This is a genomic window from Sphingomonas sp. CV7422, assembly GCF_027945725.1.
Classification (GTDB): Bacteria; Pseudomonadota; Alphaproteobacteria; order Sphingomonadales; family Sphingomonadaceae; genus Sphingomonas; species Sphingomonas kyungheensis.
The window spans coordinates 3,245,264-3,263,391 of sequence record NZ_CP115900.1; the positions used below are offsets into that span (position 1 = coordinate 3,245,264).

Annotated in this window: 21 protein-coding genes; 6 read left to right on the forward strand and 15 right to left on the reverse strand. The window is 67.3% G+C overall.

The features are described from left to right. The first annotated feature begins 57 nt into the window (after positions 1-57). Positions 58-1,683 (forward strand): methyl-accepting chemotaxis protein, encoded by a 1,626-nt coding sequence (locus tag PBN85_RS15395; protein WP_271299540.1) that lies wholly within the window; start codon positions 58-60, stop codon positions 1,681-1,683. 86 nt (positions 1,684-1,769) lie between these two features. Here PBN85_RS15395 and PBN85_RS15400 read toward each other — a convergent pair whose 3' ends face one another. Continuing rightward, positions 1,770-2,183 (reverse strand): hypothetical protein, encoded by a 414-nt coding sequence (locus PBN85_RS15400; protein WP_271299541.1) that lies wholly within the window; start codon positions 2,181-2,183, stop codon positions 1,770-1,772. A 136-nt stretch (positions 2,184-2,319) separates the two neighbouring features. Between PBN85_RS15400 and uvrA the strand changes: the two genes are divergently transcribed. Continuing rightward, the gene (gene uvrA / locus PBN85_RS15405; protein WP_271299542.1) at positions 2,320-5,226 is read left to right on the forward strand and encodes an excinuclease ABC subunit UvrA; all 2,907 of its coding nucleotides are present in this window, start codon (positions 2,320-2,322) and stop codon (positions 5,224-5,226) included. A gap of 12 nt (positions 5,227-5,238) precedes the next feature. Here uvrA and PBN85_RS15410 read toward each other — a convergent pair whose 3' ends face one another. Both PBN85_RS15410 and PBN85_RS15415 read right to left on the reverse strand, forming a co-directional pair. Continuing rightward, positions 5,239-5,748: a hypothetical protein gene (locus PBN85_RS15410; RefSeq protein WP_271299543.1), complete on the reverse strand. Its 510-nt coding sequence runs from the start codon at positions 5,746-5,748 to the stop codon at positions 5,239-5,241. 55 nt (positions 5,749-5,803) lie between these two features. Further along, a complete protein-coding gene (locus PBN85_RS15415) occupies positions 5,804-6,214 on the reverse strand; it encodes a hypothetical protein (protein WP_271299544.1) in 411 nt (136 codons plus the stop codon). Positions 6,215-6,419: 205 nt separating this feature from the next. Here PBN85_RS15415 and relB point away from each other — a divergent pair, with 205 nt between their 5' ends. Continuing rightward, positions 6,420-6,596, forward strand: a complete 177-nt coding sequence (gene relB, locus PBN85_RS15420) for a type II toxin-antitoxin system RelB family antitoxin (RefSeq protein WP_037531930.1) — start codon at positions 6,420-6,422, stop codon at positions 6,594-6,596. After that, on the forward strand, positions 6,593-6,871 hold the full coding sequence (locus PBN85_RS15425) for a type II toxin-antitoxin system RelE/ParE family toxin (RefSeq protein WP_037531928.1): 279 nt from the start codon (positions 6,593-6,595) through the stop codon (positions 6,869-6,871). The genes relB and PBN85_RS15425 overlap by 4 nt, the downstream gene beginning before the upstream one ends. On the opposite strand, the gene PBN85_RS15430 is transcribed toward PBN85_RS15425, so the two are convergent. Together PBN85_RS15430 and PBN85_RS15435 are read right to left on the reverse strand one after the other, a co-directional pair. Further along, positions 6,868-7,140, reverse strand: a complete 273-nt coding sequence (locus PBN85_RS15430) for a BrnA antitoxin family protein (protein ID WP_081792901.1) — start codon at positions 7,138-7,140, stop codon at positions 6,868-6,870. The two genes, PBN85_RS15425 and PBN85_RS15430, sit on opposite strands and share 4 nt — an antisense overlap. After that, positions 7,124-7,396 (reverse strand): BrnT family toxin, encoded by a 273-nt coding sequence (locus PBN85_RS15435; RefSeq protein WP_271299545.1) that lies wholly within the window; start codon positions 7,394-7,396, stop codon positions 7,124-7,126. Before PBN85_RS15435 ends, PBN85_RS15430 begins: the two co-directional genes overlap by 17 nt. A 117-nt stretch (positions 7,397-7,513) precedes the next feature. On the opposite strand from PBN85_RS15435, the gene PBN85_RS15440 reads away from it, so the two are divergent. Continuing rightward, entirely contained in the window at positions 7,514-8,197 is a 684-nt protein-coding gene (locus tag PBN85_RS15440) for a hypothetical protein (protein ID WP_271299546.1), read from the forward strand. Between the two features lie 150 nt (positions 8,198-8,347). After that, a complete protein-coding gene (locus tag PBN85_RS15445) occupies positions 8,348-9,127 on the forward strand; it encodes a class II aldolase/adducin family protein (RefSeq protein ID WP_373276438.1) in 780 nt (259 codons plus the stop codon). Positions 9,128-9,312: 185 nt separating this feature from the next. On the opposite strand, the gene PBN85_RS15450 is transcribed toward PBN85_RS15445, so the two are convergent. The 10 genes from PBN85_RS15450 to flgG form a co-directional block, all read right to left on the reverse strand. Beyond that, positions 9,313-10,452 carry a glutathionylspermidine synthase family protein gene (locus tag PBN85_RS15450; protein ID WP_443026789.1) on the reverse strand — a complete coding sequence of 380 codons (1,140 nt, stop codon included), beginning with the start codon at positions 10,450-10,452 and terminating at the stop codon, positions 9,313-9,315. Positions 10,453-10,457: 5 nt separating this feature from the next. After that, the gene (locus PBN85_RS15455; RefSeq protein WP_037531924.1) at positions 10,458-10,844 is read right to left on the reverse strand and encodes a hypothetical protein; all 387 of its coding nucleotides are present in this window, start codon (positions 10,842-10,844) and stop codon (positions 10,458-10,460) included. A gap of 75 nt (positions 10,845-10,919) precedes the next feature. Then, the gene (locus tag PBN85_RS15460) at positions 10,920-11,825 is read right to left on the reverse strand and encodes a flagellar motor protein MotB (protein WP_037531923.1); all 906 of its coding nucleotides are present in this window, start codon (positions 11,823-11,825) and stop codon (positions 10,920-10,922) included. A 15-nt stretch (positions 11,826-11,840) separates the two neighbouring features. Next, on the reverse strand, positions 11,841-12,704 hold the full coding sequence (gene motA, locus PBN85_RS15465; protein ID WP_037532027.1) for a flagellar motor stator protein MotA: 864 nt from the start codon (positions 12,702-12,704) through the stop codon (positions 11,841-11,843). A gap of 120 nt (positions 12,705-12,824) precedes the next feature. After that, positions 12,825-13,727, reverse strand: coding sequence for a flagellar hook-associated protein FlgL (gene flgL, locus PBN85_RS15470; protein ID WP_271299548.1), 903 nt, complete (start codon positions 13,725-13,727; stop codon positions 12,825-12,827). A gap of 9 nt (positions 13,728-13,736) precedes the next feature. Continuing rightward, positions 13,737-15,095, reverse strand: a complete 1,359-nt coding sequence (gene flgK / locus PBN85_RS15475) for a flagellar hook-associated protein FlgK (protein ID WP_037531921.1) — start codon at positions 15,093-15,095, stop codon at positions 13,737-13,739. Next, positions 15,092-15,421, reverse strand: a complete 330-nt coding sequence (locus tag PBN85_RS15480; protein ID WP_037531919.1) for a rod-binding protein — start codon at positions 15,419-15,421, stop codon at positions 15,092-15,094. Before PBN85_RS15480 ends, flgK begins: the two co-directional genes overlap by 4 nt. After that, on the reverse strand, positions 15,418-16,527 hold the full coding sequence (locus tag PBN85_RS15485; protein ID WP_037531918.1) for a flagellar basal body P-ring protein FlgI: 1,110 nt from the start codon (positions 16,525-16,527) through the stop codon (positions 15,418-15,420). The genes PBN85_RS15480 and PBN85_RS15485 overlap by 4 nt, the downstream gene beginning before the upstream one ends. A gap of 131 nt (positions 16,528-16,658) precedes the next feature. After that, complete coding sequence (locus PBN85_RS15490; RefSeq protein ID WP_051583249.1) at positions 16,659-17,339, reverse strand: flagellar basal body L-ring protein FlgH; 681 nt, start codon at positions 17,337-17,339, stop codon at positions 16,659-16,661. Then, a complete protein-coding gene (gene flgG, locus PBN85_RS15495; RefSeq protein ID WP_037531917.1) occupies positions 17,339-18,127 on the reverse strand; it encodes a flagellar basal-body rod protein FlgG in 789 nt (262 codons plus the stop codon). The genes PBN85_RS15490 and flgG overlap by 1 nt, the downstream gene beginning before the upstream one ends. Position 18,128 lies beyond the last annotated feature (1 nt).

Below are 18,128 nucleotides of genomic sequence, written 5' to 3' on the forward strand. Positions count from 1 at the left end.
ATGGGCCTTGCCGGCGCAAAGGGTCGTAGCTTGCTGCGTAGCTTCAATATTCGCGTGATGGCGTCGCTCGCCGGCGCCATTCTGCTGCTGTGGCTGCTCGCCGCGATCACCTATAACGAGAATCGCCAGGTCGGTGCGACCTACCGCAGCGCCATCGACGCGCAGGAATATATGCACAGCGTCGCGGAGGTGCGCTCGGTCAGCCGCTCGCTGCAGCGCGATGCACTCAACCTGATCAGCGAGGAGGATCCGCTCGACCGATCGATCATCGTCAAGAAGTTCGAGGATCGCTCGCAATGGATGCGCAAGATGCTGCGCGATCTCGAAAGCGGCCCGGCGCATCATCTGCTGCCCGAGGATTATTTCCAATTGTCGTACACGGTGCTCGCCGCCTTGTCCGACGTTGCCGACACTGCGACCTCCGGCGATCGCGGCGACGCGATGCGCCTGTTCCGCCAGAAGGTTCGCCCCGCGGAACGGGCCGCATCGAAAGTCGTCGATACGCAGATCGAACTGATGGGCGCCCGTGTCGCCGCGCTGCGCGACACCGCCGAAAGCGCGCAACATTCGGCCAACCGCATGCTGATGATCGCGGTCCTCTTCCTCAGCGTGCTCGGCTTCGCCACGGGCGCGCTGGTGGAAATGGTGCGCCGTTCGCAGACGCGACTGATCGTGCGCAACCTCGGCAGCGGCCTGCACAAGCTCGCCGGGGGCGATCTCACCGTCCGGATCGATGGCGTGCTCGCCGGCGAATTCGGCAAGCTCAAAAGCGACTTCAACCATGCCGCCGATGCGCTCGGTTCGGCGCTCGCAACGATCCGGCGCAGCGCCATGGACATCAGCGCCGGCGCGGACGAGCTGATGGAATCGTCGACCGATCATTCGGCCCGCACCGAACGTCAGGCGGCCAGCCTCGAAGAAACCGCCGGCACGCTGCAACAGCTCAGCGAGGCCGTCACCAATTCCGCGCAGCACGCCGCGCAGGTGCGCAGCACCGTCGCCGCGGCGAACGTCGATGTCGAGAAATCGGGCGCCCTGCTGCGTGACGCGGTGGCCGCGATCACCCGGCTCGAGCAATTTTCCGAAGAGATCGCCGATATCCTGGTGGTGATCGACCGGATCGCCTTCCAGACCAATCTGCTCGCGCTCAACGCGGGGGTCGAGGCCGCGCGCGCCGGTGATGCGGGCAAGGGCTTCGCCGTGGTCGCGCTCGAGGTCCGCGCGCTCGCCGGTCGCTCCGCCAAGGCGGCAGAGGACGTCAAGAAGCGGATCGGCCGGTCGACCGAACAGATCCATGTCGGCGTCCGCTCGGTCCACGACGCCGAAGCGATGCTGGATCAGGTGATCGAACGCGCCGGCAGCGTCGCGTCGATCACCGCCAATATCGCCGACAATATCGAACAGCAGTCGCTCGCGCTGCGACAGATCACCGCCGCGGTCGCCGAACTCGACAGCGTCACCCAGCAGAATGCGGCGATGGCGGAGGAGCAGAGCGCCGCCGCGCGCAAGCTGGTCCATGAGACCAAGGTGATGACCGGTCAGATCGAGCAGTTCCGCTTCAGCGAATGGGAGGTCGCCAACGACCGCCTCCCCGATTTCGAACCGCGACCGGTCTGGCCGCTCCGCCCGACCGAAATCTCGCCGCGGGTGATCGCGCCGCTCCCCAAGCAGCGCCTGCCCTGACCGGCGTCGGGCGGCGCTGCGCCTGAGCGAGACCGGGCGACGGCGGCTCCGACCGGCGACGCCGGCCTTAGCCCCGCCGGGCGGCCCTAGCCCGCCTTGCCGCCGAACAGTCGGCCGAGCATCGCCTCCGCCGCCTTGCCGACCGCGGCGGCGATCGCCTGCGGATCGGGCTGGGTCTGGGTGCTCTGCGGCGGCGCCTCGGGGCGGGGCGGTTCGGGCGGCCCGTCCCCGCTCGGCGGCACGGGAGTTGCCGGCGGTGTCGGCGGCACCGGCCGTTCCGCCGCCGGCCGCGTCGCCTCGCTGCGCCGCGCCTGGCCCTTCGCCACCGCCGCGGTCGCGGCGGTCGCCGCCATCGTCAGCCCCGCCGCAAGCCACTCGCGCCCCTGCGGGCTGTTCGCCTTCTCGAGCAGCGCCCCGCCGACCTCGCGCACCTCCTTGGGCAGGCGGATGCCGAGCACCTCCTTGGGGAGCTTCGCCTTCGCCTTCTTCTTCTTGCCCATCTGCCGGCCCTTCTGCCTGTGTGTCGTCGAGATAAGACACCATCGGCGATGTTTCAACGTGGTGCTGGCAAGCGCCTCCCTGCGTTCCTACTTCCCGCACTAGCCTCAGCCACAGAACAGAAGTAGAACCCGCCTTATGCTGACCAAGATCACCGTCCGCGGCGCGCGCGAGCACAATCTCAAGGACGTCGATGTCGACATCCCCCGCGATACGCTGACCGTGATCACCGGCCTGTCGGGATCGGGCAAGTCGAGCCTCGCCTTCGACACCATCTATGCCGAAGGCCAGCGCCGCTACGTCGAATCGCTGTCCGCTTATGCCCGCCAGTTCCTCGAACTGATGCAGAAGCCCGACGTCGATCATATCGAAGGCCTGTCGCCGGCGATCTCGATCGAGCAGAAGACGACCAGCCGCAACCCGCGCTCGACCGTCGCCACCGTCACCGAAATCTACGATTACATGCGCCTGCTGTGGGCGCGCGTCGGCATCCCCTACAGCCCCGCGACCGGCGAGCCGATCGCCGCGCAGACCGTCAGCCAGATGGTCGACCGCGTCATCGCTCTGCCCGAGGGCACGCGCCTCTATCTGCTCGCCCCCGTGGTGCGCGGCCGCAAGGGCGAATATCGCAAGGAGCTCGCCGAATGGCAGAAGGCGGGCTTCACCCGCGTCCGCGTCGACGGCCAGATCCACGAGATCGACGAGGTGCCGGCGCTCGACAAGAAGTTCAAGCATGACATCGAGGTCGTCGTCGACCGCCTCGTCATCCGCGAGGATATCGCGACGCGGCTCGCCGAATCGTTCGAGACCGCGCTCAAGCTCGCCGACGGTCTCGCTTATGTCGACCCCGCCGATCCGGTCGAGCCGCACACGCCCAAATCGGAAGTGCTCGGCGACAACGCGCCCGCCGGCCGGATCGTCTTCTCCGAGAAATTCGCCTGCCCGATCAGCGGCTTCACCATCGCCGAGATCGAGCCGCGGCTATTCTCGTTCAACGCGCCGCAGGGCGCCTGCCCGGCCTGCGACGGGCTCGGCGAGAAATTGCTGTTCGACGAGGATCTCGTCGTCCCCAACCACGGGCTCAGCATCAAGAAGGGCGCGGTGGTGCCCTGGGCCAAGTCCAACCCGCCCTCGCCTTATTACATGCAGGTGCTCGGCAGCCTCGCGCGCGAATTCGACTTCAGCCTCGACACGCCCTGGTCCGACCTGCCCGAGGCGATCCACGCGCTGATCCTGCACGGCAGCCGCGGCAAGGCGGTGACGCTGACCTTCGTCGACGGCAAGAAGGCCTATGACGTCAAGAAGCCGTTCGAAGGCGTGATCGGCAATCTCAACCGCCGCCTGCTCCAGACCGAGAGCGCGTGGATGCGCGAGGAACTCTCCAAATATCAGAGTTCGCGCCCCTGTGAGGTCTGCCACGGCGCGCGCCTCAAGCCCGAGGCGCTGGCGGTCAAGGTGGCGATGCAGGACATCGCCTATGCGACGCATCTGTCGGTGGTCGACGCGCTCGCCTTCTTCACCGATCTGCCCAACCATCTCGGCGACCAGCAGCGCGCGATCGCCGAACGCATCCTCAAGGAGATCGTCGAGCGGCTGGGCTTCCTCAACAACGTCGGCCTTGATTATCTCAACCTCGATCGCACCAGCGGCACTTTGTCGGGCGGCGAGAGCCAGCGCATCCGCCTCGCCAGCCAGATCGGCAGCGGCCTGTCGGGCGTGCTCTACGTGCTCGACGAACCCTCGATCGGCCTGCACCAGCGCGACAATGACATGCTGCTCGCGACGCTGCGGCGCCTGCGCGATCTCGGCAATACCGTGCTGGTCGTGGAGCATGACGAGGATGCGATCCGTACCGCCGATTATGTCATCGACATGGGGCCGGGCGCCGGCGTCCACGGCGGAGAGATCGTCGCGCAGGGCACGCTCAAGCAATTGCTCAAGAGCAAGACCAGCATCACCGCCGATTATCTCAACGGCACGCGCCAGGTGCCGGTGCCGGCCAAGCGCCGCAAGGGCAATGGCAAGCAGCTCACCGTCCACAATGCGCGCGCCAACAACCTGACCGGCGTCACCGCGAGCATCCCGCTCGGCACCTTCACCTGCATCACCGGCGTATCGGGGTCGGGCAAGTCGAGCTTCACCATCGACACGCTGTTCGCCGCCGCGGCGCGGGCGCTCAACGGCGCGCGCATCCTCGCCGGCAAGCACGACAAGGTGACGGGGCTCCAGCATCTCGACAAGGTGATCGACATCGATCAGTCGCCGATCGGCCGCACCCCGCGCTCCAACCCGGCGACCTATACCGGCAGCTTCACGCAGATCCGCGACTGGTTCGCCGGCCTGCCGGAAAGCCAGGCGCGCGGCTACAAGCCCGGCCGGTTCAGCTTCAACGTCAAGGGCGGCCGCTGCGAGGCGTGCCAGGGCGACGGCGTGCTCAAGATCGAGATGCACTTCCTCCCCGACGTCTACGTCACCTGCGACGTCTGCCACGGCGCGCGCTACAATCGCGAGACGCTGGAGGTGAAGTTCAAGGGCAAGAGCATCGCCGACGTGCTCGACATGACGGTCGAGGATGCCGCGGAGTTCTTCAAGGCGGTGCCGCCGATCCGCGACAAGATGGAGATGCTGGTCGAGGTCGGCCTCGGCTACGTCAAGGTCGGCCAGCAGGCGACGACACTGTCGGGCGGCGAGGCGCAGCGCGTCAAGCTCGCCAAGGAACTCGCCCGCCGCGCGACCGGCAACACGCTGTATATCCTCGACGAGCCGACCACCGGCCTGCATTTCGAGGACGTGCGCAAATTGCTCGAAGTGCTCCACGCCTTGGTCGAGCAGGGCAATACGGTGGTGGTGATCGAGCATAATCTCGACGTCATCAAGACCGCCGACTGGGTCGTCGACCTGGGGCCGGAAGGCGGCGTCAAGGGCGGCGAGATCGTTGCCGTCGGCACGCCCGAGACGGTGGCGAAGGAGCCGCGAAGCTTCACGGGCAAGTATCTGGCGCCGTTGTTGAAGCCGCGCGGTGGGGAGGCGGTGGCGGCGGAATAGCGCCGCCACCGCCTACCCTGACGCGGTTTCGGAACTAGGATCAGCCTCTCCGCAACAATCCTCCAATTGCTGACCGAGGGAGAAGGGGTGGCGGACATAGGCATCCCGCCAATCGGGCTTAACCCGATCAAGCATTTCTGCCTCCACCGCGCCAAGCACATAGAAGGCATTGCGCCTCCAGATCGCGAGTCCCTGATCGTTGATGGCGCGCAGGCTCGTCGTCAGCCCGGCCCAGCGGTCCGCTGCAACGGCGGCGACCGCCGCGTCGGTACGACTGGCCCGCCGCCCCAGCGTCAATTCGGTCCACCGTGCGACACCCTCCTGCCCGATCTGAAACTCGGCATAGACCCAGGCAACGTCTCCTGAGGCTGCGCGCGCCGCACGACGCGCCTTCAGATAATCCGCAATCAGCTGCCGGTCCTTATCAGCTAGACGATTCGATAGGAATGCCAGCGCACGATCGGTCATGACCTTGAATGCCGCGACGACGTTTGGCTGCTTATAGGGGAAGGAATAGCCCAATATCCAGTCCGTCCCGGATGTTCCGAGATGCCGCCCAACATCTGCAACCGTCCGATTATAACTCGGGATATTCGCCTGATATTGATGGGAATGTCTCATGATTTAGGGTGACGATCCATTCAGGCCGAGAGAGGCCCACTGCCGAGGGTAGACCAATTTCGATGACGGACTGTTGGTCCAGATCGGTGGCCGCGGCCAAATCGACCGGAAGCTGTCGCGGACGGCGCTGCACTGGGCATCCCGTCACACGATCGATCCCCGCCGGACGAAACCCTGCCGCTGGCTGGCCACAAAACAGACGCTCCTGCTTCTCGTCGATCAAGAGCACAGGCAGCGGAATTTTCGGATAGCCGGCCCACAATTGGCCGCCCGACTGGAGAATGATCTCCCGCGCCTCTCGGATCATGCCGCGGACGGACACGTCAGACGTTGGCGTGGCCGCCGCAACGAGGGTTACGAGGATCATCGTCGCTTCCATCTTACAACGTCGGTGCCGTAGTATTGTAGCCGCGGTTAAGTCGAGTCAGGCGCCATCGACGTTGGGGACGCATCGTTCATCCGCCCCTGCCCGCCCGGCCCATCCGCGTGCGGAACCGCCCGATCACATCGGGATCGACCCGCACCGTCGCACCTCTCTTCCGCTGAGTACTTCGACCCGTTATATCTTCCCCATGACCGACCTCACCCCCATCGAGTCGGAATTCGCGACGACCGAAGAGGCGGAGGCCTATGACGCATGGTTCCGCGCCAAGGTCGAGCGGGCTATGGCGTCCAAGGCGCCGAAAATACCGCACGATCAAGTGATGGCCGAGGCGCGCAGGATCATTGATCGGCATCGTGCAAAATGACGCTCGCCGTCGTCTGGAGCGACGATGCGACTACCGACTTTCTCGACATTCTCGATTACATCGCCGAACGCAATGTCGCCGCGGCCGACCGGCTGGAGGCGCTGATCCAGCACGCCGCCGACCGCCTGCCCGACCACCCCTACATTCATCGTCCCGGCCGGATCGCCGGCACGCGGGAGGCGATCGTTCATCCGAACTACATTCTCGTATATCGGGTCGCGATTCATGCAATTGAGGTGCTCGCCGTGCTCCACGCTCGACAGCGTTACCCCTAAAGCCCCGCCGCCTTGCGCAGCGCAGCGTTCATCCGCCCCTGCCAGCCCGGCCCATCGGCGCGGAACCGCTCGATCACATCGGGATCGAGCCGCAGCGTCACCTGCCGCTTCGCCTGCTCGCGCAGCGGCGGGCGGCCGCGCACGACGCCGTTCGGCCCGAGATACCCCGTCGCCGGGCGGATCACCTTGCCGCCCACCCGTATCTCGGCGATCTCCGCCATCTCCTCGGTCAATTCGGGCGCGTCATCGGGATCAATCCAGTCCGACATGTCTGATCTCCCATTGGTGCATATGCCGCATCGAGATCACCCGACACCCGCCATCCCGCTCGGTCCACACCACTGCCACGGCATCCTGCTCAAGCCATCCGTACGTCACGTAACGCATCTCACCATAGTCGAACCGGTCGTCGATCACCGTCTTGCTTCGGCTATCGAACACCCGCCCGGCCTCGGCGAAATCCAGCCCACGGTCCGCCAGCGTCATCGCCCGCTTGACCGGATCGAAGCTGATCTCGCCGCCCATTATGTAACTCCATAATGCGAGCGTCAACGCCGCCTCAGCGCATCATAGAATCCCTCTGTCCTACACGGTCGCACTTGGCATAGGTCGTCGGTCCCCTGGCAGCGAATCGGAGGGACGATGAGCAAGCACGACGAACCCTGGAGCGCGGCGCGCGCCCGGCAGTGGGAGGCGCAGCAGGCGGAGCGGCGGGCGATGACCGATCGCGCGATCCTCGCGGGGATCGAGGCGGTCAAGGCCGGCGGCGATCCCGCCGTCGCCATCGCCGCGGTCACCAAGCCGCGCGGTAAGCCCGGCGGCGACGATCCGGATATGGCGCCGATCGCCGCCCGCCTCCGCCAGCGCCGGCGGATCGACGGCTGGAGCATCGCGACGCAACGCCACTTCATCCAGGCGCTCGCCGACAGCGGCTGCGTCAGCCACGCCTGCGCCGCGGTCGGCGTCGCGCGCAACACCGCTTATGCGATGCGCCAGCGCGAATCCTACAGCCTCTTCGCGCTCGCCTGGGACGTGGCGATCCAGATGGGGCGCAAGCGGCTGCTCGACATCGCGATGGAGCGCGCGATCGCCGGGCAGGAGGTGGCGGTCTGGCACCGCGGCGAACAGGTCGGCACGCGCATTGTCTACAACGACCGGCTGCTCACCTTCCTGCTCGCGCACCAGCCGGCGCCCGCCCATCCGGTGCTGACGCCGCCCGAACTCGCCGCGCTGTTCCCGGCGCTGCTCGACGTCATCGACCAGCGGCAACCGCATCCCGCCGCGGCGCGGCTCGAGGCGGAGGACGCGGAGGCCGGGGCGTGGTGAACGGTCGCCATCCGGAAACGATGGACCGCGATCGTTTCGGTCAAGGTGTCCATCTTGTCCGTGTTGCCACAATCTTGCCACGATCCGCACCGGCTTGCCGGGCGGGCATTTCCTGTCATCCTGCCGGCCAACGATAAGAGAGGATCCACCATGGCCACGATGCCCGCAGCCACCCCCGCCTGCCCCGATTCGATCAGCCCGGAGGAATGGGCGGCGCGCGTCGATCTCGCCGCCGCCTATCGGCTGGTCGCGCTCTACGGCTGGGACGATCTGATCTTCACCCATCTGTCGGCGCGCGTGCCGGGGCCGGAGCATCACTTCCTGATCAACCCGTACAATATGATGTTCGAGGAGATCACCGCCTCGTCGCTGGTCAAGATCGACGTCGACGGGCAGCCGGTCGGTCGCTCGGACCATCCGGTCAATCCGGCGGGCTTCACCATCCACTCCGCGATCCACATGGCGCGCGACGACGCGCACGCGGTGATGCATCTGCACACGCCGCACGGTCAGGCGGTGTCGGCGATGGCGTGCGGGCTGCTGCCGCACACCCAGACCGCGATGATCGCGAGCCACGACGTCGCCTATCACGATTATGAGGGCATCGCGACCGACCTCGCCGAGCGCGAGCGGCTGGTCGCGGACCTCGGCATCAAGAATGCGATGATCCTGCGCAACCACGGCACGCTGGCGGTGGGCAATTCGGTCGCGGCCTGTTTCCTTCGGCTCTACTTCCTCGAACGTGCGTGCCAGGCGCAGGTGCATATGCTCGCGGCGGGACGCGACGGCCTCAACCCGCCGCCCGACGGGGTCGAGGAGAAGGTCGCACATCAGGCCAGCCCCGCTGGGATGGGGATGGTGGCGCAGGCGCTCGCCTGGCCGGCGCTGCTGCGCAAGCTCGACCGCATCGATCCAAGCTACCGCCAGTAAGGGTCACGCGGAGGCGCGGAGGGGGCGCACCCGGCGCAGTCGGTTGCCTCCCCTCCGGCGAAGAGGGAACGCAAGGGCCAAACCGGCCACCTCCCCTCCGCGCCTCCGCGCCTCCGCGCGAACCAAATCGCCGATCCCCCCCGAACACTGCCGACCGAGGCGACGAACAGCCCCGCTCCGATCACTCAGTCGAGGACGATATGCGGCACGAAGCGCGCGCCATTGCCGGTGATCAGCCCGCCCTCGCGGATTCCCATCCCCGCGGGCACGCCGTCGACCACCCAGCTGCCGATCACCGGGTAACAGCCCGGCGCCGTCTCGGGCAGCGGATAGATCGCCTGATAGACATAGCCCTCGTCGCCATAATCGCCCAGCGCCTCGGCGACGATGCGGCCGCCGCGCCGGATCGAGACGTTGGCACCCTCGCGCGACAGCAGCGGCTTGGCGACCGCGTCGCCCTCGGGGATGGCGAAGCCGGCGGCGAGAAGATTGGGGTGATCGGGGAACAGCTCCCACAGCATCGCCAGCACGCCCTTGTTGCTCCACAGCATCTTCCACACCGGCTCGATCCACGAGGTGCCGCCCGCGGCGAGATCCTCGGCGAGCACGCCGGCGAACGCCTCGTTGGCGAGCCACTCCCAGGGATAGAGCTTGAACAGCGCATCGATCGGCGCGCCGCCCTCGTCGACGAAGCGGCGGCGCTGCTCGTCCCAGCCGATCGCGTCGATCGGCAGGGCTGCGGTATCGATCCCCGCCGCCGCCGCGGTGTCGCGCAGATAGGCGGTGGTGACGCCGTCCTCCCCCGCGTCGTCGGCAGCATGCGCGAAGTGGACGCGGGCAGGCAGATGGGCGCCGAGGTCGCGCCATCTCTCGACCAGCCGTTCGTGGAGGCTGGTGAACTGGTCGGCGTCCGGAAAGCATGCCGCCTTCCAGCTCCACTGGATCACCGCCGCCTCGAGCAGCGAGGTTGGCGTGTCGCAGTTGAACTCGAACAATTTGGGCGGCGACGCACCGTCATAGCCGAGGTCGAAGCGGCCGAAGTTGAGCGCCGGCGGCTCCGCTTCCCAGGCCTCGCGGATCGGCTGGTGGAAAGCGCGCGGAATGCCGAGCCGGTCCATCCGCCGCGGCTCGGCGACGATCGCCTCCCCCACCGCGAGGAACAGGCGATAGAGTTCGGCGGTCGCCGTCTCGATCTCGGCGACCTGCGCCGCGTTGAACCGGTAGTAGGCGGATTCGTCCCAATAGGGCTGCCCGTCGCTGCTGTGCCAGACCAGCCCCTCCGCCTCGACCTGCGCCTGCCAGTCGCGGCGCGGGGTCAGCGGCATGCGGATCACGAGCGGCCGCCGCCGAAGCTCCGCGCCGAGGCGCCGAACCCGCCGCGGCTGATCGCCCCGGCGCGCGTCACCTGCGTCGTCGCGGGGGCAAAGCCATAGGCCCGCCCCGGTGCCCGCGCGAACGAGCCGCCGCCGACCCGCTCGCCATAGGGCGGGATCACCGCATTGCGCGCGAGGAAATACCACAGGAACGGGCTCGCCCCGCCGCCGGCATGCGCCTGGCGCGCGCAATTGGCGTCGGCGACGCGCTTGCCGTCGCGATCGGTGCACAGCGCCGTATCGCCCTGCGCGACCCAGCCGTCGGCATCGTCATGGCGCTGGCCGCAGCCGCTGGCGAGAAAGGCGGCCGCGAGCGCGGTGGTGAATGTCAGGTCGTGCCGCAACCGCGCCTCCGCTGCTCATGGAGCGGTCACTGTCCCATATCGCCGCGCAAAAGCGAAGCGTCGTGGCGCGCCGGATTACTGGCCGAACTTGCCCTGCCGGTACAGCAAGGTGATCGCGACGCGGCGGTTGCGCGGATCGCCGGGATCGTCGGTGATGATCGGCTCGCGATCAGCGACGCCCTCGATCCGCTCGAACCGCGATTCGGGAATTCCGCCGAGCGCCAGCCGCCGCCGCGTCGCCTCGGCACGGCCCGAGGAGAGCATCCAGTTGTTCATCGCCCGCGGGTCGCCATAGGGCACGCTGTCGGTATGGCCGCGGATCATGATCGTGTTGGGCGTGCCCGCGATCGTGCCGGCGATCATCCCGATCAGCTCGGACGCCTTGGGATCGAGCGCGGTGGTGCCGAGCGCGAACATCGAATAATCGGCATTGTCGACCAGATCGATGCGCAGCCCGTCCTGCGTCGGCACGAAGCGGATATGGTCGGCCATCTTGGCGAGCCGCGGCGACGCCTTGATCTGCTTTTCGAGCTGCTGCTTGATCGCCTGGAACGCCTGCTTGTCCGCCTGCATCGCCACCGGGTTGCGCAGCGATCCCTTGTCGCCGGTGCCGCTGCGGTCGCCGCCCGCCGTGCTCATCGGGATGCCGATCGACGCGATCGGGGCCGATGCCGCCTTGGGGCCGAGCTTGTTGTTGCTGAGGATCGATTCGCCGCCGAGCACGCCGTTGCCGCCGAGGCCGGTCATCTTCTTGTCGAGCAGGGTCGGCGCGAAATAGTCGGCGATCCCCTTGCGCTGCTTCTCGGTCGTCGCGCCGAGCAGCCACAGCAACAGGAAGAACGCCATCATCGCGGTGACGAAATCGGCATAGGCGACCTTCCACGCGCCGCCGTGATGGCCGCCGTGCCCGCCGTCGATGATCTTCTTGACAATGATGATCTTGGGCGGCTGGTTGTTGCCGTGGGGGGCGGCGCGGGCCATGGCTCTGCTCCCGCCTTACTTGCCGCGCAGCCCGTCGAACACCTCGGCGAACCCCGGCTGGTTCTTGTGCGCGATGCCCGAACGTGCCGCCTCGATGACCAGCGGCTGCGGATGGCCGTGCAACGAGGCGATGATGATCTGCTTGACGACGTTGTAGATCGCCGCGTCGGCATCGATCACCTGCTTCAGCCGTCCGGCGAGCGGCGAGACGATGCCATAGGCGAGCAGCACGCCCATGAACGTGCCGACCAGCGCCGAACCGATCATCCCGCCGAGCACCGACGGCGGCTTGTCGATCGATCCCATCGTCTTGACGATGCCGAGCACCGCCGCGACGATGCCGAGCGCGGGCAGCGAATCCGCCAGGCTGGTCAGCGTGGTATGCGGTCCCTCCACCTCATGGTGGTGGGTCTTGATCGCATGATCCATCACCTCCTCGACCGCGTGGACGTCGAGCGTCCCCGACGAGACGACGACGAGGCGCAGCGTGTCGGCGATCAGATTGACCAGCGTGTGGTCGGCGAGCAGCCGCGGATATTCGCTGAACACCGCCGACGATTTGGGGTCCTCGACATGCGGTTCGAGCGCGATCGGCCCGTCCATGCGCAGCATCTTCATCAGCTTGCTGACCAGGAAGATGACGTCGAGATAATCCTGCTTCTTGTATTTGGGGCCCTTGAACACCTTGGCGAGGCCGCCGCCCATCGCCTTCAGCTCGGTCCCCGAATTGCCGATGATCAGCGCGCCGGCGGCGGCGCCGCCGATGATCAGCATCTCGTGCGGGATCGCCTCCATCACCGGGCCAAGCGCACCGCCGGTGATGGCGAAGCCGCCGAACACCATGGCGAGCAGGACGACAAGACCGATGGCTGGAAACACGTTGGGCAACCCCCGTTGCGCCGGCGCGGCCGGCAATCCGATACGACCGGATTAACCGCACTTCCTCGACAAGTGGTTACCGGCGCGGTGAGTTTGTTGCGCCGCCGGCCGCGGCGGCGCTTATTTGAGGTAGTCGAACAGCGACAGGCTGGAGAGCTTGCTGAAGCTCGCCTGCGACGCGGACAGCGCGGTCATCATCTGCTGGAGCTGGACGACGGCGTCGGTGACGTCGACCTGTTCGATCTTGCCGCGCAGCTCGCTGCGATCGGTGTTGGCGCTGGTCAGCAACTGCTGCTGGAGATCGACCCGCGCGCCGCGCGCGCCGACCGACGCGGAAACGTCGGCGACCTGATCGATCGACTGGGTGATCTGGTCGAGCGAGGACGCGACCGACGCCGAGACGTCGCCGCCGGCGTTGAGCGTCGCGGCGAGCTTGCTCAGCATCTCCAGCGTGTTGTCGGTGCCGCCGGGCAGCGTGAAGATTCGCTTGGCGCTCTCGGTCGCCTGCACGGTCTGTCCGTCGGCGATCGGCACTTCGGACACTTCGACGTCGGGCGGGAAGGTGAAGGTGCCGTCCTTGTTGTCGACCACCGCCGCGCCGCCCGAGGCGGAGCCGAACAGCGGCTGGCCGCGCACGTTCTTGGTATTGGCGAGGCCGACCAGCGAGCCGATGATCGAGGTGAGCTCGGTCGCGATCACCTTGCGCGTCGCATCGGTCTGCGTGCCGTTCGCCGCCGTCGTCGCGAGTTCCGAGGCGCGGGTCAGCTGTGTGCTGATCTGGCTGAGCACGCCGTCCGCCTGATCGAGCAGCGAGCTCGCCAGCGTGATGTTGGTGCCATAGACCGCGGCGTCGGCATCCTTGCGGTCGAGCTCGGCGAGCTGCTGCGCCGCGGCGGGATCGTCGGAGGGCTTGAGGATCTTCTTGCCGGTCGAGATCTGCGTCTGCAAGTCCGAGGCGCGGCTGCTCATCTGCGAAAAGCGGGTCGCCGCATTGCTGTAGAAGAGGCTGGTGGAGATCTGCATGGCGCGGCCCTAGCGGATGTCGAGGATGGTCTGCATCGTCTCGCGCGCCACCTGGATGACGCGGCCCGAGGCGGCATAGGCCTGCTGGAAGCGCATCAGGTCGACGGCTTCCGAATCGAGGTTGACGCCGGTCGCGGTCGACAGCGCGGTCGCCGCGCCGTCGCGGATCGCGGTCTGCGCGTCGGCGATGGTGTTCTTCTGCTTGTACGCCGTCGCATTGTCGGTGACGAGCGCGGTCAGCTTGGTCTCGAACCCCTGCGACTGCCGCGTCGCTTCGAGCGCGGTGAGGTTGGACGAATCGCGCACCCCGCCGCCGGCGCTCGCCGCGATCTTGCCCGCGGCGATCAGGCTGCCGGAGGTGAATTGATCGGACACGCTGATGTCGGTCGGATTCGTGCCGGTCGCGAACATCGCGATGCCGGTGTTGCCGTTCTGATCGAGCCCGGCGGTCTGGTTGGCGTTGACCGCGCCGGTGAAGCCGGTGGCGACCGCGTTCAGCTCCTGGCGGATCGCCGCGACGCGCTCGGCGCCGTCGGTGATGCCGGCGATCGTGCCGCCGCTCGCGGTGATCTGGCTGTTGACCGCGCCGACCGTCACCGTGAAGGACACCTTGCCGTCGCTGCCGCGGTCATAGGCGACCTGCCCGCTGGTCACGCCCTGGACGAAGGCCGGGCCGGTCGATCCGGCGAAGCTCACCGTCGCGCGGCCGATCGCATCGGTCTTGGTGGTGACGTCGGCGAGTTCGCTCATCTGCGAGAGGATATTGTCGCGCTGGTCCATCAGCTGCGCCGCGGCGGTGCTGCCGACCTGCGCGCGGCCGAGACTGTCGTTGATCTTGCCGAGCGAGTCGCCGAGCGAGGTCAGGCTCTGCGCCGCCTGGTTGCCGGCGGTGTCGATATCCGAATCGATCTGGTCGAACGCCTTGCCGGTCGCGGTGAAGGCGATCCCCGCCGAGGCCGCGGCGCTCAGCATGCCGGTGCGCAGCGCGGTCGAATTGGGTTCGGCGGCAAGGCTCTGCGCCGAGGCGAAGAAGGAGGTGACGCGGGTGGTCAGCGCATTGCCGGTCAGCGCGTCCTGGATGCGATCGAGCCATTCCGCGCCCTTGGTGGTGCGCGACAGGTCGCTGGTCGAGGCGCGCAGCGCGGCGCTCGCATAGACGTTGGCCGACCGGCCGACCCCGGTCAGCACGACACCGTTGCCGGCGCCATAGGGATTGAGCGAGCCGCTGCCGCCCGCCACTTCGCTGATGTTGACCGTGCGCCGGGTATAACCGGTCGAGTTCACGTTGGCGATATTCTCGCCCACCGTGGACAGCGCGCTCTGATACGCGCGGACGCCCGAAGCGCCGATCGACAGCAAGTCGCTCATTTGGGCGGATCTGCAACAGAGGTGTTAAGATCGGATTGCGACTTGGCGAGGAAGGCGGTCATCGCCTTGCCGATGCCGAGCGGCGTCGTCTCCGCCATCGTCTGCGCGACGCGGGCGTCCTGCATCTCGCTGAACGTGTCGATCGCCTTCGAATCGAACAGCGGGTCGGCGAGCTTGGCCTTGCGCATGCTCTTCAGCATCATGCCGGTGAACACCGCTTCGAACTTCTCGCCCGCCTTCTTGAGGTTTTCGGCGGACTTGAGCCGCGACGTATCGGTCGAGATGCCGCCGGTCGCACCGACGGGCGTGGTGCCGAGCGTCGTCATAGCACGATCAGCTCCGCCTTGAGGCTGCCCGCTTCCTTGAGCGCCTCGAGGATCGCGACGAGGTCCGCGGGCGACGCGCCGATCGCATTCACCGCCTTGACGATGTCGGCGAGCCTGGGGCCGGGGTTGATGAGGAACATCGGTTTCTTCTCCTCCTCGATCGACACGTTGGACTTCTTCTCCAACGCGGTCTGACCCTGGCTGAACGGCGCCGGCTGGCTGATCCGCTGGTTCTCGTCGATGCGCACGGTCAGCTTGCCGTGCGTCACCGCGGCAGGACCCACCCTGACCGCAGAATTGATAACGACCGTTCCGGTGCGCGCATTTACAATTACTTTTGCAGGCGGCTCGGCCGAAGTGACATCGAGGTTCTCGATCGTCGACATCAGCGTCGCGCGCACGTCGGCGCCCGGCGGCGCGCGCACCGCGACCGACACGCCGTCGACCGCCTGCGCGGTGCCGAAGCCGAGCTTGGCGTTGATCGCCTGCGCGACGTTCTGCGCGGTGGTGAAATCCGACCGCGCGAGGTTGAAGGTCAGCATCGGCGCCGAATCGAAGCCGGTGGCGACCGCGCGCTCGACGGTGGCGCCCTCGGGGATGCGGCCGGTCGAGGGCACGTTGACGACGATCCGCGATCCGTCCGCGCCCTCCGCGCCGAGGCCGCCGACCGCGAGATTGCCCTGCGCCATCGCATAGATCTGATTGTCCGCGCCGAGCAGCGGGGTCAGCACGAGGCTGCCGCCGCGCAGCGACTTGGCCTTGCCCATCGAGGCGACGGTGATGTCGAGCCGCTGGCCGGGCTTGGCGAAGGGCGGCAGCTCGGCGGTGATCATCACCACCGCGGCATTCTTCATCCCCGGATTGGCACCGGGCGGCAGTTGCAGGCCGAAGCGTGACGCCACCGCCTTCAGCGACTGGACGGTATATTCGAGATTGTCGTCCCCGGTGCCGGGCAGGCCGACGACGACGCCATAGCCGGTGAGCTGGTTGGCCCGGATACCCTGGAAGCCGCCGAGGTCCTTGATCCGGTCCGCCGAAGCGGGCGCGGCAAGGCCGACGGTGGCGATCAGCGCGGTGATCAGCGAACGGGCAAGATGACGGATCATAGCGGCAATGCCTGCACTCATATTGGTTACCGTAGCGCTAACCCTGCCCGCACCCGTTCCGCCTTCCCTCTCCCCATTGGGAAAGGGAGGGACGCCGAAGGCGGCGGAGGGTGAGGACGGGGCCCGGCGCATCAGAACGGGCTGACGACGGAGAAGAAGCGGCTGAGCCAGCCCTGCCGCCCGGCGCGTGCGACATCGCCCTTGCCGGTATAGGCGATCTGCGCGTCCGCGACCCGCGTCGACAGGATGCGATTGTCCGCGCCGATATCGGCGGTACGGACGATGCCCTTGATCTGGAGGAACTCGTCGCCGCGGTTGAGCGTGACGCGCTTCTGCCCCTGCACCAGCATCGTGCCGTTGGGATAGACCTCGGCGACCGTCACCGAGACCTCGCCCGACAGCGAATTGGCCTGGTCGGCCTGCCCCGAACCGTCGAACCCGCGCGTGCCGCTCGCGCCGATATCGGTCGAGTTGAACAGCTTGAGCGGCCCGGTGGTCGGCGGCGTGACGCCGAACGAGCCCTTGGAATCGAGCTTCGACCCGGAGGATTTGGACGCCGCGGTGCGCTCGACCAGCACGATCGTCAGCGGATCGCCGACCCGGCGCGCGCGCCAGCCCTCGTAAAGCGCGGCATAGCCATCGCCCGCCTGGAAGATCGATCCGTTGGCGACCGGCGCGGGCGGCGCCAGCGGCGCGCGCACCGCGGTGAAATCCTCCGCCGGCTTCTTCTTGAACAGGCGGGCGTCGGCCGGGGCGGCGACACCGAGGACGAGCAGGCCGGCGATCCCGGCGCGGAACAGCGGAGCGGGCATCACAGGTTCTGGTTCAACGTCTTGAGCATCTCGTCGGACGACGAGATCATCTTGGAATTGACCTCATAGGCGCGCTGCGTCTCGATCATGTCGACGAGTTCCTCGACGACGTTGACGTTCGACGCCTCGAGGCTGCCCTGGCGGACGTTGCCGCGGCCGTCCTGGCCGGGGATGCCCATGTTAGCGGCGCCCGACGAGGCGGTCTCCTTGAGGTAATTGTCGCCGGTCGATTGCAACCCGGTCGGATTGGGGAAGCTCGCGACCTGGATCTGGCCGAGGTTGGTCCCCTCGTTCTGTCCGGGGATCTGCGCCGTCACCGTGCCGTCGGTGCCGATCGACACCGAGGTGGCGTTGGCGGGCACGGTGATGCCCGGCATCACCTGATAGCCTTCGGAGGTGATCAGCAGGCCTTCCGGGCTGCGGCTGAAATTGCCGGCGCGCGTATAGCCGAGGTTGCCGCCGGGCAGCTGCACCTGGAAATAGCCGTCGCCGTCGAGCGCCAGATCATAGGCGTTGCCGGTCTGCGTCAACGAGCCCTGCGTATCGATCCGCGCCGTCCCCTGCACGCGCACGCCGGTGCCGAGGTTGAGCCCGGTGGCATATTTGGTGTCGGCGGTCGACGCCGCGCCGGGCGCGGTGATCGTCTGATAGGCGAGCGTCTCGAACGCGGCGCGATCCTTCTTGAACCCCGTCGTGTTGACGTTGGCGAGGTTGTTCGAGATCACCCGCATGCGCGTATCCTGGGCGTCGAGCCCGGTGCGCGCGATGTGCATGGCGGAGGAGGACATA

Excerpts from the sequence above, each read along its gene's own strand:
- PBN85_RS15395 (WP_271299540.1), top strand. The coding sequence starts at position 58 with ATGGCGTCGCTCGCCGGCGCCATTCTGCTGCTGTGGCTGCTCGCCGCG.
- PBN85_RS15400 (WP_271299541.1), bottom strand. The coding sequence starts at position 2,183 with ATGGGCAAGAAGAAGAAGGCGAAGGCGAAGCTCCCCAAGGAGGTGCTC.
- uvrA (WP_271299542.1), top strand. The coding sequence starts at position 2,320 with ATGCTGACCAAGATCACCGTCCGCGGCGCGCGCGAGCACAATCTCAAG.
- PBN85_RS15415 (WP_271299544.1), bottom strand. The coding sequence starts at position 6,214 with ATGATCCTCGTAACCCTCGTTGCGGCGGCCACGCCAACGTCTGACGTG.
- relB (WP_037531930.1), top strand. The coding sequence starts at position 6,420 with ATGACCGACCTCACCCCCATCGAGTCGGAATTCGCGACGACCGAAGAG.
- PBN85_RS15425 (WP_037531928.1), top strand. The coding sequence starts at position 6,593 with ATGACGCTCGCCGTCGTCTGGAGCGACGATGCGACTACCGACTTTCTC.
- PBN85_RS15430 (WP_081792901.1), bottom strand. The coding sequence starts at position 7,140 with ATGTCGGACTGGATTGATCCCGATGACGCGCCCGAATTGACCGAGGAG.
- PBN85_RS15435 (WP_271299545.1), bottom strand. The coding sequence starts at position 7,396 with ATGGGCGGCGAGATCAGCTTCGATCCGGTCAAGCGGGCGATGACGCTG.
- PBN85_RS15440 (WP_271299546.1), top strand. The coding sequence starts at position 7,514 with ATGAGCAAGCACGACGAACCCTGGAGCGCGGCGCGCGCCCGGCAGTGG.
- PBN85_RS15445 (WP_373276438.1), top strand. The coding sequence starts at position 8,348 with ATGGCCACGATGCCCGCAGCCACCCCCGCCTGCCCCGATTCGATCAGC.
- PBN85_RS15450 (WP_443026789.1), bottom strand. The coding sequence starts at position 10,452 with ATGCCGCTGACCCCGCGCCGCGACTGGCAGGCGCAGGTCGAGGCGGAG.
- PBN85_RS15460 (WP_037531923.1), bottom strand. The coding sequence starts at position 11,825 with ATGGCCCGCGCCGCCCCCCACGGCAACAACCAGCCGCCCAAGATCATC.
- flgL (WP_271299548.1), bottom strand. The coding sequence starts at position 13,727 with ATGCAGATCTCCACCAGCCTCTTCTACAGCAATGCGGCGACCCGCTTT.
- flgK (WP_037531921.1), bottom strand. The coding sequence starts at position 15,095 with ATGAGCGACTTGCTGTCGATCGGCGCTTCGGGCGTCCGCGCGTATCAG.
- PBN85_RS15480 (WP_037531919.1), bottom strand. The coding sequence starts at position 15,421 with ATGACGACGCTCGGCACCACGCCCGTCGGTGCGACCGGCGGCATCTCG.
- PBN85_RS15485 (WP_037531918.1), bottom strand. The coding sequence starts at position 16,527 with ATGATCCGTCATCTTGCCCGTTCGCTGATCACCGCGCTGATCGCCACC.
- PBN85_RS15490 (WP_051583249.1), bottom strand. The coding sequence starts at position 17,339 with ATGCCCGCTCCGCTGTTCCGCGCCGGGATCGCCGGCCTGCTCGTCCTC.
- flgG (WP_037531917.1), bottom strand. The coding sequence starts at position 18,127 with ATGTCCTCCTCCGCCATGCACATCGCGCGCACCGGGCTCGACGCCCAG.